The sequence below is a fragment of the Micromonospora sp. NPDC051296 genome, assembly GCF_040682255.1.
Taxonomy (GTDB): domain Bacteria; phylum Actinomycetota; class Actinomycetes; order Mycobacteriales; family Micromonosporaceae; genus Micromonospora; species Micromonospora craterilacus.
Genome location: NZ_JBFBAO010000141.1, coordinates 1 through 15584 on the forward strand (window position 1 = coordinate 1; position 15584 = coordinate 15584).

General features: G+C 72.6%; 13 protein-coding genes. 4 read left to right on the top strand and 9 right to left on the bottom strand.

Translation table 11 applies throughout. The features are described 5' to 3' along the window. The 3 genes from AB0M52_RS16710 to AB0M52_RS16720 form a co-directional block, all read right to left on the bottom strand. Positions 1 to 872, bottom strand: an 872-nt coding sequence (locus AB0M52_RS16710) for an alpha/beta hydrolase (protein WP_363954098.1), incomplete at its 3' end; no start/stop codon positions are given. Positions 873 to 938: 66 nt separating this feature from the next. Then, positions 939 to 1793, bottom strand: coding sequence for an alpha/beta hydrolase (locus AB0M52_RS16715; RefSeq protein ID WP_363954100.1), 855 nt, complete (start codon positions 1791 to 1793; stop codon positions 939 to 941). A 425-nt stretch (positions 1794 to 2218) separates the two neighbouring features. Next, positions 2219 to 3052 carry an alpha/beta hydrolase gene (locus tag AB0M52_RS16720; RefSeq protein ID WP_363954102.1) on the bottom strand — a complete coding sequence of 278 codons (834 nt, stop codon included), beginning with the start codon at positions 3050 to 3052 and terminating at the stop codon, positions 2219 to 2221. A 109-nt stretch (positions 3053 to 3161) separates the two neighbouring features. On the opposite strand from AB0M52_RS16720, the gene AB0M52_RS16725 reads away from it, so the two are divergent. Further along, entirely contained in the window at positions 3162 to 5939 is a 2778-nt protein-coding gene (locus AB0M52_RS16725; protein WP_363954104.1) for an AAA family ATPase, read from the top strand. On the opposite strand, the gene AB0M52_RS16730 is transcribed toward AB0M52_RS16725, so the two are convergent. Further along, a complete protein-coding gene (locus AB0M52_RS16730; protein ID WP_363954106.1) occupies positions 5901 to 6932 on the bottom strand; it encodes a DMT family transporter in 1032 nt (343 codons plus the stop codon). The two genes, AB0M52_RS16725 and AB0M52_RS16730, sit on opposite strands and share 39 nt — an antisense overlap. Between AB0M52_RS16730 and AB0M52_RS16735 the strand changes: the two genes are divergently transcribed. Then, on the top strand, positions 6931 to 8337 hold the full coding sequence (locus AB0M52_RS16735) for a PLP-dependent aminotransferase family protein (RefSeq protein WP_363954108.1): 1407 nt from the start codon (positions 6931 to 6933) through the stop codon (positions 8335 to 8337). The two genes, AB0M52_RS16730 and AB0M52_RS16735, sit on opposite strands and share 2 nt — an antisense overlap. Here the strand turns inward: AB0M52_RS16735 and AB0M52_RS16740 are convergent. The 4 genes from AB0M52_RS16740 to AB0M52_RS16755 form a co-directional block, all read right to left on the bottom strand. Then, the gene (locus tag AB0M52_RS16740; RefSeq protein ID WP_363954110.1) at positions 8334 to 9425 is read right to left on the bottom strand and encodes a hypothetical protein; all 1092 of its coding nucleotides are present in this window, start codon (positions 9423 to 9425) and stop codon (positions 8334 to 8336) included. The two genes, AB0M52_RS16735 and AB0M52_RS16740, sit on opposite strands and share 4 nt — an antisense overlap. 118 nt (positions 9426 to 9543) lie before the next feature. After that, the gene (locus tag AB0M52_RS16745; RefSeq protein ID WP_363954122.1) at positions 9544 to 10662 is read right to left on the bottom strand and encodes an SPFH domain-containing protein; all 1119 of its coding nucleotides are present in this window, start codon (positions 10660 to 10662) and stop codon (positions 9544 to 9546) included. Positions 10663 to 10808: 146 nt separating this feature from the next. Further along, positions 10809 to 11666: a cytochrome c biogenesis protein CcdA gene (locus AB0M52_RS16750; protein WP_363954112.1), complete on the bottom strand. Its 858-nt coding sequence runs from the start codon at positions 11664 to 11666 to the stop codon at positions 10809 to 10811. Positions 11667 to 11679: 13 nt separating this feature from the next. Continuing rightward, positions 11680 to 12261, bottom strand: coding sequence for a redoxin domain-containing protein (locus AB0M52_RS16755; protein WP_363954114.1), 582 nt, complete (start codon positions 12259 to 12261; stop codon positions 11680 to 11682). Between the two features lie 163 nt (positions 12262 to 12424). Here AB0M52_RS16755 and AB0M52_RS16760 point away from each other — a divergent pair, with 163 nt between their 5' ends. Then, a complete protein-coding gene (locus AB0M52_RS16760) occupies positions 12425 to 13120 on the top strand; it encodes a response regulator transcription factor (protein ID WP_363954116.1) in 696 nt (231 codons plus the stop codon). Further along, positions 13113 to 14135, top strand: coding sequence for an ATP-binding protein (locus tag AB0M52_RS16765; protein WP_363954118.1), 1023 nt, complete (start codon positions 13113 to 13115; stop codon positions 14133 to 14135). Before AB0M52_RS16760 ends, AB0M52_RS16765 begins: the two co-directional genes overlap by 8 nt. Before the next feature lie 59 nt (positions 14136 to 14194). Here the strand turns inward: AB0M52_RS16765 and AB0M52_RS16770 are convergent, their stop codons facing one another. Beyond that, a complete protein-coding gene (locus AB0M52_RS16770) occupies positions 14195 to 15391 on the bottom strand; it encodes a pentapeptide repeat-containing protein (protein WP_363954120.1) in 1197 nt (398 codons plus the stop codon). Positions 15392 to 15584 lie beyond the last annotated feature (193 nt).

A 15584-nucleotide genomic window follows, 5' to 3' on the forward strand; every position in this document is an offset into this window, starting at 1 on the left:
CACACGCGGGACGGTTGGGTAAGTGAGGTCCGCAGCGCCGACACGGCTTTACCAAAAGCAGCTGACGGGCCCTGGGCGACCGCCCAGTCGAGGGCGTAGTCGGCGATCTCCTCCCAGCCCGGCGCCCCGGGCAGCAGGTGGGGGAACCCCGGATACTCCTTGACCTCGGTCACCGTGGCGGACTTGTAGTGCTTGGCGTTTGACTGCTGCACCGCCGGCGGCATGATGTGGTCCTCGCCGCCGGAGATGAACAGCAGCGGGGCCCGGTTGTCGTTGTGGTAGTCGACCCAGGTGTCCTGGTGGCCGGGCTGGAAGTTGGCCAGCACACCGCCCCAGACGATGCCGCCGTTGACCGGGACGGCGTACCGCTCGTACAGGGCCCGGGCCTCCTCGTCGGGGAAGGTGTTCGTGAAGGCGTAATTCCAGTCCTCGAAGCTGATCGGCACGGCCCGGTGCCGGTTGGCCGGGTTCTTGAGCACGTTGAAGGTTGACTTCACCTGGGACAGCGGCACGACCCGGACACCCTCGGTCGGTGCGGAGTTCAGCGCGACCCCGACCGCGCCGTAACCCTGGTCGAGCAGGAGTTGGGTGAACGCCCCGCCGGCCGAGTGACCCATGATGATCGGCGGCGCCGGCAGCTGGTCGAGCACGGACTTCAGGCGGTCGATGACCTTCGGCACGGTCAGGTTCGCGATCGGGCTGGAATCGGCCCGCAGGGCCTCGACCTCGACCTCCAGCCCCGGGTACGCAGGCGCGAGCACCCGGTAGCCCTTCTTCTCGTAGTGGGCGATCCAGTTCTCCCAGCTTCGCGGGGTGACCCAGAATCCGTGGATCAGGACGATGGTGTCGGGCTTGGCGGGTTCGGTGCTCATGACGGTGTCCTCTCGGTGCGAGTCGGTTGGTCGGAGTCGAGTTCGGTAGGTCCGCTCACCCGCGGTTCAGCGGACCGCCGTCCGGGCGGTGCTCGTGATCAGATCGGCGGTGGCGTTCGGCTTCGAGATCATCGCGACGTGCGAGCTGTCCACCTCGATTGTGCGGGCGCCGGCGCGCTGCGCCATGAACCGCTGTGCGGCCGCGGGGATCACCTTGTCGTCACGGGCCACCAGGTACGCGGCGGGGATGCTCTGCCAGGCCGGGGTCCCGGAGGGCTCCTGCAGGGTGTGCACGTCGGCCGGGCGCTGAGTGGCCGCCATGGCCGCTGCGGTGGCTTTGGGCACGTCGGCGGCGAAGATGTCCCGGAAGGCGCTGAGCTTGACGTAGCCGTCGTAGCTGTGGGAGCCGTCGCCCAGCGGGTACGGACGGATGTCGAGGGTCGGCTCGCCGAGCTGGCTGCCCGGGAACTTCGTCTGTAGGCCGAGGACGGTGTCGCCCTCGTCCGGCGCGAACGCCGCCACGTACACCAGCGCCTTGACGTTGGGGTTTCCGGTCGCGGCGTTGGTGATCACCACGCCGCCGTACGAGTGCCCGACGAGGATGATCGGCCCTTCCAGGGTCTCCAGGACGCTGGCCAGGTAGCCGGAGTCGGTGGCGACCCCACGCAGCGGATTGGCGGGTGCCAGGACCGGATACCCGTCCTTCTGCAACCGGCGCACCACCTCGTTCCAGCTCGACGCGTCGGCGAAGGCCCCGTGCACCAGGACGACGGTCGGCTTCGTCGTGCTCGACGACGACGCGGACGCCGCCGGGGAGGACGCGAGTCCGACGGCCCCGAGCAGCAGGGCGATGCTGACGAGCACGGCGAGCAGGATCGCGTGCGGCTGTCGCGGGCGGAGGATGGCGGAACTGCGGTTCATGCGAGGCTCCCTACGGTCGTACGGCCCCGAACGGGCCGCCAGGTGGATCGGTTCGCGTCGTCGAGATCGGTTGGCCGGACCGCGTCGCATCGACGTCGGTTCCCGGCTGTCCGCCCTCGACCTGGGAAAACCGTAGGAGTGGCAGCGCAGTTTGCGCTGCGGTCAGATGACTGCACCGGGGGCTCGCTGAGGCATGACTTAGCGGAGCCGGCAGATTGACCGGCGACCGGATCGGTGATCTCTACGGCAGCGTCGGCATTGGGGGCTCCCGGATCAGGCCTGCACCCTGCGACAATCCGGCCGTGCGATGGTCACCCACACGTCCCGCACCCGCAGATTCTCCGGGCCCGCGGCCACCTTGGGCGCGAAAACCGCCGATGGGCGGGCCGGCGGTGTGCTCCGCCACCCGCTGCCGGCGGGTGCGATCAGGCCGCCGGTCCGGCGCCGAGGAACTCCAGCACCGCGGCGTTGCACTGCTCGAAATGGGTGATCGGGGCGGCGTGCGGGGCGTCGGGGATCAGGACCACCTGGCTGCCCGGCACCGCCGCGGCAATCCGTCGACCGCTCTCGGCGAACGGAGCCACCGCGTCGCCGGCGCCGTGCACGACCAGCGTCGGCCGGTCCACTCCGGCCAGGTCCCGCGCGAAGTCGACGCTGCCGCTGGCCGCGATCGAGTCGGTCGTGGCCTTCGCCGAGGCGGACGCCGCCTGGCGAAGATGGAACTGTCGGGTCGGTTCGTCGACGGTGAGCACCCCGTCGACGGAGAAGAAGCGCCGGAGCACCTCGTCGAGCATCGGGATGCGGTGCTGGATCGATGCCACCACCAGGGTGTCGACCAGGTCCGAGGCGGCGAACCGGTCCGGAGCGTCCGAACAGACCGGTGGCGCGCTGAGGAAGACCAGTTCGGCGATCCGGTCGGTGCCGTACCGCCTGATGTACCGGGCGATGTCGCCACAACCCGACGAGAAGCCGACGAGCGCCACGTCCCGCAGGTCCAGGCGGTCGAGCAGGCCGGCGAGATCGGCGGCGAAGGTGTCGTAGTCGTAGCCGGTCCAGCTGTGCGTCGACCGGCCGGAGCCCCGACGGTCGTACGAGACGACCCGGCGGCCCGCCGCGACGAACGGCCTGACCTGCTGGTCCCAGGCCCGCTGCGAGAGCGGCCAGCCGGGCACCAGGAGCACTGGACGTCCGGAGCCGACATCCTCGTAGTAGAGGGTGACCTCCACGCCGTCCTCCGCGTCCACGGCGAGCCCGGGCATGGTTCCTCCCTCCGTGCCGGCGGCGCCCCCCATCGTGAACCGCCGGCCCGCGCCAGCAATCAGTCATTTGACTGCACCCACCCGGTCAGCCAGGTTTGAGGCGGGGGACATGGAGATCATCGGCCGGGAGCGGGAGTTGGCGGCGCTGCGGGCGGCCATCGACCTGGCACCGGGAACGCCGACCAACCTGACCCTGCACGGGGACCCGGGAATCGGGAAGACCGTCCTGCTCCAGGCCGGCATCCGGTACGCCCAGGCGAACGGGATCCGGGTGATCGGCGGATGCGGCTACGAGAGCGAGGCCAGTCTCGCCTTCGCCGGCCTGTACCAGTTGTTCGCCCCGGTGATGGAGTACGTCGACCGGGTCGAGGCGTTCCACCGCACCGTGCTGCGCCGGGTGCTCGGCCTGCAGGACGGGTCCTCGCCGGACCGGTTGGCCGTCTGCATGGCGTCGCTGGCCGCGGTCCGCGCCATCGCCGAGGACGGGCCGGTCCTCATCGCCGTCGAGGATGCCCACTGGGTGGACGTCCCGACCCGCGAGGTGATGATGTTCATGCTGCTGCGCTTCGGCGGCATGGACGTGCGGGCCATCTTCGCCCGTCGCCCCCTCACCGCGGCGGAACGGGTCACCCCGGGAATCGGCATGCTGGAGGTCCTGCCGCTGGCCGAACCGGCGGCCGGGGAATTACTGGACCTGCTCCACCCCAACCTGCCGGACACGGTTCGCGGCCGGATCCTGCGGGACGCGGCCGGTAACCCGCTGGCGCTCGCCGAATTGCCCAGCGCCGCCGGCACCCGGGCGGCGGTCGGGCTGGAGATGCTGCCGTCCAGCGCGCCGCTGCGGACCAGGCTGGAGGTCGGCTACGCCGGCCGCGTCACCTCGCTGCCCCCGGAGACCCGCACCGCGTTGCTGCTGACGGCGTTGGACGGCGATCGGCTGGAACGCCTCGACGAGGCACCGCAGGCCTCGCTGCTGTCGCCGGAGGACATCGCCACGGTCGAACGCCTCGGCCTGATCACCCGGGACTCGACGTCGGCACAGCTCAGGTTCCGCCATCCGCTGGTGCGGTCGGCGATCGTCAACACCGCCTCGCCGGTCGAGATCCGCGCCGCGCACGCAACGCTGGCCGACCGCTACCACCACCAGCCGGAGCGACGGCTGTGGCACCTGGCGGCGGCGACGGTCGAACCCGACGAGGAGGTTGCGGCCGAGATCGAGCGCACCGCGAAGCTGATCAGTGCCCGCGGCGGCGCCGGCCTCGCGGTCGCCGCCGTGCAGCGGGCAGCCGCGTTGAGCCCCGCTCCGGCCGACACGGCACGCCGGCTGCAGGAGGCCGCCGAACTCGCGACCGCGTCCGGTCAGCTCGACCGGGCGCAGAGCCTGCTCGACGAGGCACGCCAGCACACCGACGACCCGCGCCGGTCGGCCCGCACCATGACGATGCGGGCGGAACTGCTCCTGCGCCGGGACGGCGACCTGACGGCAGCGAGTCGCCTGTTGGAGCGGGCGCTGGAGCGCTGCACCAATCCGGCCGATCACGCGCGGGCCGTGAAGATGCTGATGATCTGTGCGTTCTACGGGGCCGACCCGCACGGGTGGCAACGGTTTGTCGCCCCGCCCGTCGAACCTGGCGACTCCGCCGACGGCCCGGCGCGTGCTGGCCGGACCGATCTCCGCACCGACCTGGACCGGACCGTCGCCGCGCTCGGTGGCCTGCCCAGCGCCCGCGGTACGCTCCACGCCCGGCTGGCGACGGCCTTCGAGGCCCTGGACGTGGACGCGTCGCCCGGCCGCGTCGTCGAACTCTGCCAAGCCGCCATGGCGGTCGACGCCCTGCGTGAATACCAGCCGCACCTGCGCGGCCTGGTGAAACGCGAGGCAGGCAGCGGCGCGGTCACCCACGCGGCGGCCGGCCACCTGTTCACCGCCCACGACCGGTTCCTCGCCGGCGACTGGGAGGCCAGCGAGCAGGCCGCCGAGGCGGGCATGGACCTGGCCGTCCGGCACGGGCTGGAACTCGCCGCCAACGACCTGCGCTGCCACCTCGGGTGGCTCGCCGCCGGCCGGGGCGACGTGGCGACCGCGTACGAGTACAGCCGGACCATCGAGCAGTGGGCGGCGCCGCGCGGCAGCAACCTGCACCTGGCGCTGTCGGCGCGCAACCTCACCGGGGCGGCGCTGTCGGCCGGCGACTACGAGGCCGCGTACCACCACGCCACGAAGGTGTACCCGCCGGGTGCCCTGCCGCCCTTCGCCCACGTGGCACTCTGGACCGTCCTGGACCTGGTCGAGGCGGCGGTCCGGACCGGTCGGCTGGACGAGGCCCGCGCCCATCTGGCCGCCGCCGACGAACTGGGGCTGGCCGAACTCAGCCCGCGGCTGCGCCTGCACCTGGCCGCCGCCCGCGCGCTCGTCAGCGGCGAGGACGCGCCCGACTGGTTCCAGCGGGCCCTCGCGCTGCCCGACATCGACCGCTGGCCCTTCGACCACGCCCGGGTCCGCCTCGCCTTCGGCGAACTGCACCGGCGCCGCAACCAGCCCGGCGCCGCGCGACCCGAGCTGCGCCGGGCCGCGGACCTGTTCGCCCGGCTCGGCGCCACCGCCTGGAGCCGCCGGGCCGAGCAGGAATTGCGGGCCACCGGAATCGCGGTCAACGGTCCGAGCATCCGGAAAACGATCGACCCGAGCACGATCGACCTGACCGCGCAGCAACTGGAGGTGGCGTACCTCGCGGCCTCCGGGTTGAGTAACAAGGAGATCGGTCAGCGGCTCTTTCTGTCCCCCCGGACGGTCGGCGCGCATCTGTACCGGATCTTTCCCAAGCTCGGCATCACCTCCCGATCGGCGTTACGTGACGCGTTGGCCGCGCTGGACGGCACCGGCTGAACACCCACCCGTGCCGTCCCCGTCGATCCTGCGCCTGGGAGCGCGGTCCGTCGCGTCGTCGTCGACGCCCCGGCCGGCTGCGCGTACGCCGCGGGTGCGTTGGGTCAGTACGACGCAGGCCAGCACGACCGTTGCCGCTCCGATCGAGGCAGGGGTGACGGTCTCGGCGAGCAGTAGCGCGGACCAGAGCAGGGTCAGTATCGGCTGGGCGAGCTGGATCTGGCCGACCCGGGCGATGCCACCTCGGGCCAGTCCGGCGTACCAGGCGAAGAAGCCCAGGAACATGGAGATCGCGGTGACGTAGCCGAACGCCGCCCAGGCGGTGGCATCGGCGCGTGGCGGGCGGACCGCGGCGGCGGCGAGCGTGATGACCAGGGTGACGGGCAGTGCCAGCAACAGCGCCCAGCAGATGGTCCGGGCGCCGCCGAGTTCCCGGGCGAGCGCGCCGCCCTCGGCGTACCCCAGTCCACACAGGACGACCGCCGCGAGCAGGAACAGGTCGGCGGCCGACAGCGCGCCGTGCAGCGCGCCGTTGGCGATCAGGAAGGCGAGTACCGCCACCAGCCCGCCGATACTGGCGAGCCAGAACAGCGGTGGTGGGCGTTCGCCGGCCCGCAGGACCGCGAACACGGCCGTCATGGCGGGCAGCACGGCGATGACGACCGCGCCGTGTGCGGAGGTCTGGGTGGTCAGTGCCAGCGAGGTGAACAGCGGGAAGCCGACGACGACGCCGAGGGCGACGATCGACAGCCGGCGCCACTGGCCTCGGGTGGGCCGGGGTGCGCGGGTGTACCGCAGGTACGCCCAGGCCAGTAGCGCCGCTCCGACGGCCCGGCCGAAGGCGACGAACCACGGATCGAGTTGCTGCACGGCGACGCGGGTGGCGGGTAGCGACATGCTGAAGGCGAGCACGCCCAGCGCGCCGAGGGTGAACCCGATGAACCGATCCGCCGTTACCGTGGCGGCGACAGTAGCGCTACTCTTGGCCGTCATGGGAAACGGTAACGCAGTGGATCGCGTTAGCCAAGAACTGCGCCGGCTGGTGGCCGTCGCGGATCCCGGTACACAGCTGCCCTCGGTGCGTGAGCTGACCGCCCGGCACCAGGCCTCGCCGGTGACCGTCGCCGAGGCGGTTCGGCAGCTGGTGGCGCAGGGGCTGATCGAGACGCGATCGGGACTGGGCACCTTCGTGGCCGCCCCGCCCGACCAGCGGCGCGCTGCCGACCTGTCCTGGCAGACGGTGGCGCTGGGCGCCCGCAGACCGGGCGAGGATGAGATGCAGGCGCTACTGGCGTTACCGCGCCCGGGAGCGATCCCGCTGTCGGGCGGCTACCTGGACGCCGATCTGCAACCGGCTGCGGCGCTCGGCGCCGCGCTCGCCCGCGCCGCCCGACAGCCCGCGGCCTGGCTGCGCGGGCCGGTCGAGGGACGCGAGGACCTGCGCGCCTGGTTCGCCCGTGCGGCCGGGGCCCGGCTGCGCGCCGACGACATGGTGATCTGCCCGGGCGGGCAGGCGGCCCTGTCGTCCGCGTTGCGCGCGCTCGCCGCACCCGGCGACACCCTGCTCGTCGAGTCCCCGACCTACCTGGGGGCGCTGGCCACCGCCCGGGCGGCGGGGCTACGGGTGGTACCGGTGCCCGCCGACGCCGACGGCGTACTCCCGGACCAGCTTGCCGCCGCGTTCGCTCGCACCGGCGCTCGCCTGTTCTACTGCCAACCGCTCCACGCCAACCCGACCGGCGCCACCCTGGCCGTGCACCGCCGGGCCGAGGTTGCCGACGCCGTACGCGACGCCGGAGCGTTCCTGATCGAGGACGACTACGCCCGCGACCTCACCATCGACGGAGAGGCCCCGCCGCCGCTGGCCGCCGACGACCCGGACGGGCACGTGATCTATCTGCGCTCGCTGACCAAGTCCGCCGCTCCCGGCCTGCGTGTCGCCGCGATCGGTGCCCGCGGCCCAGCCGGTGCCCGGCTGCGCTCGGCCAGGTTGCTCGACGACTTCTACGTCGCCGGCCCGTTGCAGCAGGCCACGCTGGAGTTCGTCACCGCCCCGGCCTGGACGCGGCATCGCCGCGCCCTGCGCACCGAGCTGCGGACCCGGCGCGAGGCGCTGCTGACCGCGCTGCGCCGGCACCTGCCGGAACTCGCCCCACCGGCGATCCCTCGAGGCGGCCTGCACCTGTGGGTCCGCCTGCCCGACGGCACCGACGACGCTGCGCTGGCCGCCGCCGCTGCCGCCGAAGGCGTCATCGTCTTCCCGGGCCGCCCGTGGTACGCGGCCGAACCCCCGGCGCCGCACCTGCGGCTGACCTACGCCGCGGCCCCACCCGACCTCATGGACGAGGCCGTGCGCCGCCTCGCCCGCGCCTTGGGCGAAGCGACGGCACGGCTCTAGCGCCTCAACAGGTACGCCACCACGAACGCCGCGACCAGCGCCAGCGCGGCCAGCACCGCGGCCGTGATCTTGCCGGCACTGTAGGGGCGCTCGCCGATGACCTCGCCGGTGCGGGCGTTGACCAGAACCTGGTACGACCGGCCGGCGTGCAGGTACGCGGCGATCCACACCGGCAGCAGGAGCAGCTTGTACGTCACGCCCGAGTAGGTGGTGTCCACGGAACTGATCCGCTGCTGGTCACCGCCGATGTCGGACCGGCAGTCCTGCTCGATGACCGGCGCCATCCGCGCCTTTGCCGTGGCCAGCCCGGTCTCCGGCTCGGTGTCGTAGCGCAGCGCGTGATATCCGGCCAGGTAGTCACCATGGTAGGCGACCGCCTCGGCCAGCGGCCACGGGGTCAGCTGGTCCAGCTGCTTCTCCGGCAGGTGCGTCGTGGCGGGCACCAGCACGTCGTCGAAGTTCCGGCGGACCGTGCCGCGCGCCGGGTGCCACCGGGTGTGCCGCACCTGCCGGGTGCGCGTCTCCTGCTTGCCGTCCACCATCACCGTGTACGTCTCGGTGACGTAGTAGTACTCGCCACGCTGGCCCTGGTAGTCCGAGACGGTCCGCGCGTCGAACGTCCAGTGCGGCAGGTAGGTGCCCTTGAGCGTCTCCGCCTCGCTGACCTTCTTCAGGCTGTTCGGCGCGAACCAGCGGCTGCGACACCACTTGCCCAGGGCGGTGCGCACGCCGGCCCGGTCCACCGCGAACGGCAGCACCGCCTCCGGGGGGATCAGCCCGCCCGCTGCGGCCTCGGCCACCAACGGGGTGGCACAGAACTGGCAACGCTGCGCGAGCGCGTCGCTCTCGGTGTGCGCGCCGCAGCCCGGGCAGACGAACGCGTGCGCGCCGACGCTGGCCAGCGGCTGGCGCGGCACCGCGGCCAGCTGGTCGTACGAGTGCTCGCGTACCGCCCGGCCGGCGCCGGCGATCTGCTGCCGGTGCCCGCAGTACGGGCAGCTCAGCACCGTCGTGCCCGGCGCGTGCTCCACCCGGGCACCGCAGCCCCCACACTGGTACGACGGCGGGGAGACGGCCGTGTCGCTCATGCCGACACTCCGCTGCGCTGCGTGCCGTCCTGAGGCACCATTGCGCTGAGCCTGATTGTCCGCTCGCTCATCGCTGCCTGCTCCTGCTCTCGCCTCGGCCCGCTCCCGTACTGCGCGCTCACTGCGGCGGCAGCGGCGGCGGCACGCTGGCCAGCACCGACGCGAGCTCCGGCAGCTGCCCGGCCGGCTGCCACTGCGCCATGCCGGCCCGCCAGACCAGCGATTCCGGGCCCAGCGTGCCCGCACCCACCTGCGCGGCCAGCCCAGCGAGGTCGAACGGGCCCTGCCGCTGCCCGGCGACCCCGATGAACCACTGCGCCTGGTTCGGCAGCGGCGGCGGCTCGACGCCGCCCGACTGCGCGGGGACCGGCGCCGGCTGCACCGCGGCGTCGCCCGACATGGCCCGGGCCATCTGCTGCCCCATGGCCATGCCCATGCCCAGCCCGACGCCGGCGCCCGCCTCGCCGCCCGGGTTCTTCGCCGCCTCCTCCAGCGCGGTGGCCGCCTGGAACCGGGTGAACCGGTCCAGGTCCCCGACCGCGCCCATGCTGGTCCGCTTGTCCAGCGCCCGCTCCACCTCCGGCGGCACGGAGATGTTCTCGATGACGAACTTGGGGATCGCGATGCCGACGTCGGCGAGTTCCTCGGTCAGTACGCCGGCCAGCTGCCGGCCGATCGCGTCCTGGTGCGCGGCCAGGTCCAGCAGCGGTACGCCCGCCGTGCCGAGCGCCCCGCCGAGCCGCCCCACGATGAGCTGGCGCAAATATTCCTGCACCTCCTCGGTGCGGAACTGCGGATCCGTGCCGACCAGCTCCCGCAGGAGCTTCTGGGCGTCCACCACCCGGGCCGAGTAGGCGCCGAACGCCCGCAGCCGGACCACACCGAACTCGGCGTCCCGCAGGATCACCGGGTTCTGGGTGCCCCACTTCATCTCGGTGAACTGCCGGGTGTTGACGAAGTACACCTCGGCCTTGAACGGCGAGTTGAAGCCGTACTTCCAGCCCTTGAGGGTGGACAGGATCGGCAGGTTCCGGGTTTCCAGCGTGTACGTGCCGGGCGGGAACGCGTCGGCGATCTGCCCCTCGTTGACGAACACCGCCGTCTGCGACTCGCGGACGACCAGCTGGGCGCTCATCTTGATCTCGTTCTGGTACCGGGGGAAGCGCCAGACGATCGTGTCCCGGCTGTCGTCCAGCCACTCCACGATGTCGACGAACTCGCCCCGGAGCTTGTCCATCAGCCCCACTGCGTCCCCCTCCTCCGCCTCGCAACCGAGATCATCGGCTTCGCGGCGACGATAGCAACCGCCCGCCAACCACTAACGCCCTGCTGGGACGGCCCGAACGGCCCCCGCGCGCCGGCCGACCGGTCACCGGCGAAACCTCAGCGGCGGATGCGGCGCTGCCGGATCAGCGCCGCAGCGACAGCGGTGGCGACGAGCAGCACGGCGAAGACGATCGCGACGGTACCGGGACCGACCCGGCCCAGCCAGCTGGCGACGGCCGTCTGGATCGTCGCGGCGGTGTCGACGATCGGGTCGGTGCCGGTGCCGCCCCGGAAGACCCGGATCTCGTACCAGCCGTACCAGGCCACGTAGCCGCCGGCCACGATCAGCAGTACGCCGGCTGCCCGGCTGATCAGCGGGGCGGCCCGGCGTAGGCCGCGGACCAGCGACATCTTGGCCAGCGCGACGGCGAGCGCGACCGCGCCGACCACGAGAGCCATGCCGGCGGCGTACGCGACGAACAGGCCGACCCCGGCCGCGATGGATCCGCTGCGGAAGCCGGTGACGACGACGGCGAGGAACGGTCCGATCGTGCAGCCGAGCGACGCGACAGCGTAGGAGGCCCCGAACAGCGCCATGGATCCGAATCGGCGGGTCACCGCCGGTCCGGTGCCGAGTTTCGGGCCGACGGTGGGTAGCTGACGGCCGGCCAGCAGCACCCCGCCGAGCGCCACCAGGACCAGCCCGATGGCGACGCTCACCCACGGCAGGTGCCGGGCGATCACGTCGGCGGCCGGTGCGGCCAGCAGGCCGAACACCCCGAACACGGCGACGAAGCCGACGGTCATGGCCGCGGTCAGCAGCAGCGCCCGGCCGACCGCGCGGGACCGTCCGCCGCCGTCGGAGCCGTCGAGAACGAGGAAGGACAGGTACGCGGGCAGCAGCGCGAACCCGCACGGGTTGACGGCGGCGAGCAGTCCGGCGGCGAGAGCGAGGGGGTAGGGGGCATCGAGCACCGGGGAGTCCTGTTCAGCCGGCCAGGGCGGCGACCCGGTCGCGCAGCGCCTGCGCGGTGAGTGCTCCCTTGTGGACGACCGTGCCGGCGCTGTCGAGGACGACGTAGTACTCCTGGGTGGTGACCTCGAAGCGCTTCCACACCTCGCCGTCGTCGTCGGCGAGGTTGACGAATCCGCCGATGCCCTGGTCGGCGACGAACCTGCGCATCGCCTCGTCGCCGCTGCCCAGTCCGGCGACACCGACCACCTGCACCCGGTCGCCGAAGTCGCGTTGTACGTCGGCGACGTGATCGGCTGCCGCCCGGCAGCGTGGGCACCACGCGGCCCAGAACCACAGCACCACCGGCTTGCCGGCCAGGGCGGCGGCGTCGAACCGCTGGCCGTCCACCGTCGTGGCGGTGAACGCCAGCGTCTGCGGCACCGCAGGGGCGGCCCCCGTGGTCGCCGACGTCGGCGGCGGAGATGCGGCGGTCGAGGCGGTCACCGCGGGTGGCGTGGTTGCGGCAGGAGTTCCCGGCTCGACATCTGTGCCGCACCCCGCCACCGCCAACACCCCGGCGATGACAACCGCGACCGTACGACCGACCCGATCCATCAAGAACCTCCAAGCGCAGGGGCCACCGGGATCAACCTAACCAGGCTGGCGGCCGACGGGCCCGCACCGGCGGCCGCCGTAAGGAACCTGCAAGATCTCGGATGCCCGGCTCGTCCCGGCCGGTGGCTACGCTGGCTCGGGTGGGATCAGGTGGAGGCCGGCGGTGACGCAGCGGGTGTTGGTGGTGGACGACGACAAGACCATCAGCGATGTGGTCTGCCGCTACCTGCAACACGCCGGCTACCAGGTCAGCCACGTGGGGGACGGCGCCGCCGCGCTGGCCGCCGTCGCGCGTCAGGCGCCGCATCTGGTCGTACTCGATCTGATGCTCCCCACGGTCAGCGGCCTGCAGGTGTGCCGCGAACTGCGGACCCGGCCGGAGGGGATACCCATCATCATGCTGACGGCCCTCGGCGACGAGGCCGACCGGGTCCTGGGTCTGGAGCTCGGCGCGGACGACTACCTGACCAAGCCTTTCTCGCCGCGCGAGCTGGTGCTGCGGGTGCGCTCGGTGCTGCGCCGCGCCGGGGGCGAGCCGGTACCGGACCGGCCGGAGCGACTCGTCGACGGTGACCTGGAGGTACGCACCGGCCCCCGGGTGGCCGTGCTGGGCGGGACCGAACTGGCGCTGACCCTGCGGGAGTTCGACCTGCTTGTCCACCTGATGCGGCATCCGTCCCGGGCGTTGACCCGGGCCGAACTGGTCGAACAGGTGTGGGGCTGGAACTTCGGCGACCACTCGACCGTGACCGTCCACGTGCGGCGGCTGCGGGAGAAGATCGAAATCGATCCGGCCGATCCACGGCGGATCGTCACGGTCTGGGGCGTCGGCTACCGGTACGAGCCGGTCGATGCGTGACCTGGCGCTGATCTTCACGATCGCGCTCGGGGCGGCGCTGGCCATCGGCCTCGCCGGGGCGCTGCTGCTGCGGCGGCTGCGCCGCCGCTCGATCACCGTGCACCTGTGCGTCCTGCTCGCCGTCACGGTGCTGGCGGTCGTCGGCGGCGTGGTCGCGGTCGCCGAGGCGATGTTCCTGTCCCCGCACGACCTGGAGGTGGTCCTGATCGCGGTCGCGGCGGCGGCCGTGGTCAGTCTCGCGGTCGGCGGACACATCGGTCGGCGACTGGCGGCCGCGGCGGTCTGGGCCGATCAGGCCCGCGAGCGGGAGCGGCACATCGAGAAGGGTCGCCGCGATCTCGTCGCCTGGGTCTCCCACGACCTGCGCACCCCGCTCGCCGGGCTGCGGGCGATGGCCGAGGCGCTGGAGGACGAGGTGGTCCGCGACCCGGAAACCGTCGGCGAGTACCACCGGCGGATCCGGATCGAAACCGACCGGATGACGCGGCTCGTCGACGACCTGTTCGAGCTGTCCCGGATCAACGCCGGGGCGCTCCGGCTGTCACTGACCGCCGTCGCCCTCGGCGAGGTGGTCTCGAACGCGCTGGCCAGCACCGCGCCGCTGGCCGCAGCCCGGCGGATCCGACTGGTCGCAGTCGAGTCCGGCTGGCCGACCGTGGCAGCCAGTGAACCGGAACTGGCCCGGGTGGTCGGCAACCTGCTGCTCAACGCGGTCCGCTACACCCCGGACGACGGCACGGTGCGGATCGAGGCCGGCCGCGAGCTCGACGCCGTCTGGCTCGCCGTGACGGACACCTGCGGCGGGATTCCGCCGGCGGACCTGCCCCGGCTCTTCGACGTGGCGTTCCGGGGCGAACCGGCGCGCACCCCCGGCCAGGGCACCGGAGGCGGCGGCGCCTCCGGAGGTCTCGGCCTGGCCATCGTGCACGGGCTGGTCGAGGCGCACGGCGGGCGTGTCGACGTGCACAACACCGCCGGTGGCTGCCGCTTCGTGGTCCGACTGTCCGCGGCCTGACAGCCATCCCTCCGGCGGCGCACTCGCCCGGCACCGCGAGGCCAAGGTCGTGCCCGGCTTTACAGACCCTCGGGTCCGGTGCCGTCGTGAAAGGTCGCTCGCCCGTGCCCGCCCCCGAGGTCCAGCACAACCCGATCCCACCCGGCACGCTCGATTCCCGTCGTGCCGTGGAACTGCGCGCCGGTGAACTCGGCGACCCCGCCACCGCAGCCGGTCAGGTCGAGACCGACCAGGGTGGCACCGGAGAGCCACAGGTGCATGCCCTCCCACCGTCCGGGCCGCAGCCTCGCCGCGAGAACCCGTTGCGCGGTCCCGCGGTCCTCGATCACCCGTTGCTGCGCGGCGGTCAGCGTCCCGCTCACGTCGAACAACAACGGCGTGCGCAGGTAGGCGCAGATCGCGTCCACCACCCGCTGTCGTTGCTCCGGGTGCTCGTCCCCGATCCCGGCCAGCGCCTGCGCGTCGGTGCGCACCGCCCAACTCGCCTCGGCGGTGAGCACCTGGTCGCGTACCGACCACCCCCAGGGCCAGGATCCCTCGTCGCCCGACCAGCGGGCATCGGTCAGGTCCACCGCGGGCGAGTCGAGGTGCACCGGCCCACCGAAACGTGCCTCCCGGAAGTCCGCCTCCGCCGCGAACCGGGCCTTGCCGAACCAGGCCGTATCGCCGAACGAGGCACCCCGGAACGCCACGGGTGCCGCGAACCGAGCCCCGTCACCGCCCTCCTCGTAGCACTGGTAATCCCCGACGACCACGGCGACCGGCCACACCGGGTCGGTCTCGTTGACCTCGTCCCAGGGCAGCGGCTCGATCTCCTCGACGGTGTCCCAGGCGTCGTCGTCCTCCCAGAGTTCCTCCTCACCCCGCCCGAACCAGGCCATGGCGTGGAACTCCGCCCCCGCGAAGGACGTCACCGCGCGGAACCGGGTCCGCCCGAACACCGCGGTCGCGTGAAATCGAGCCCGCTGAAACCGCGCCTCGCCCTCGAACACCGCCCGCGCGAAGACGGCCTCGCCCTCGAACTCGGCCCCGGCGAACGAGGTGCTGCCCAGGAACCGGGTGTCGGCGAAGTTGACCGCGCCGAACCGCCCGCCGCCAAAGTCCGCGTCCGTCACTACCGTCCCGGAAAGATCCAGGTCGACCCCGGCCATGCCGGCCAGGGACCGAACCGCCGTCCGGCGCCGATCGGCGTTACCGTCACCACTCCGCAGGTACGCACACAGCGCCGCGGCCCGTTCCTGATCCGTCGCACTCACCGGGCGCAGCCTAGTGAGCCGGCGTGCCGGACGGTGGCCCGGACCGGTGCTGCTGGCCGCCGTCGTGGATCCCGTTGACCGTCTCTTTGCGATTACTTAGAGCGACCGGCAATAGGGCGGTGGAGGCGAGGCGGGTCCTGGCCGAGGGTGGCAAGGCGGAGGAGGAGGCCATGCCGGTGTTGCATGGCCGACG

Bases quoted from the DNA above. Each gene is read 5' to 3' on its own strand.
- AB0M52_RS16715 (WP_363954100.1), bottom strand. From the start codon at position 1,793: ATGAACCGCAGTTCCGCCATCCTCCGCCCGCGACAGCCGCACGCGATC.
- AB0M52_RS16740 (WP_363954110.1), bottom strand. From the start codon at position 9,425: ATGAGCGACACGGCCGTCTCCCCGCCGTCGTACCAGTGTGGGGGCTGC.
- AB0M52_RS16730 (WP_363954106.1), bottom strand. From the start codon at position 6,932: ATGACGGCCAAGAGTAGCGCTACTGTCGCCGCCACGGTAACGGCGGAT.
- AB0M52_RS16755 (WP_363954114.1), bottom strand. From the start codon at position 12,261: ATGGATCGGGTCGGTCGTACGGTCGCGGTTGTCATCGCCGGGGTGTTG.
- AB0M52_RS16765 (WP_363954118.1), top strand. From the start codon at position 13,113: ATGCGTGACCTGGCGCTGATCTTCACGATCGCGCTCGGGGCGGCGCTG.
- AB0M52_RS16745 (WP_363954122.1), bottom strand. From the start codon at position 10,662: ATGGACAAGCTCCGGGGCGAGTTCGTCGACATCGTGGAGTGGCTGGAC.
- AB0M52_RS16720 (WP_363954102.1), bottom strand. From the start codon at position 3,052: ATGCCCGGGCTCGCCGTGGACGCGGAGGACGGCGTGGAGGTCACCCTC.
- AB0M52_RS16735 (WP_363954108.1), top strand. From the start codon at position 6,931: ATGGGAAACGGTAACGCAGTGGATCGCGTTAGCCAAGAACTGCGCCGG.
- AB0M52_RS16725 (WP_363954104.1), top strand. From the start codon at position 3,162: ATGGAGATCATCGGCCGGGAGCGGGAGTTGGCGGCGCTGCGGGCGGCC.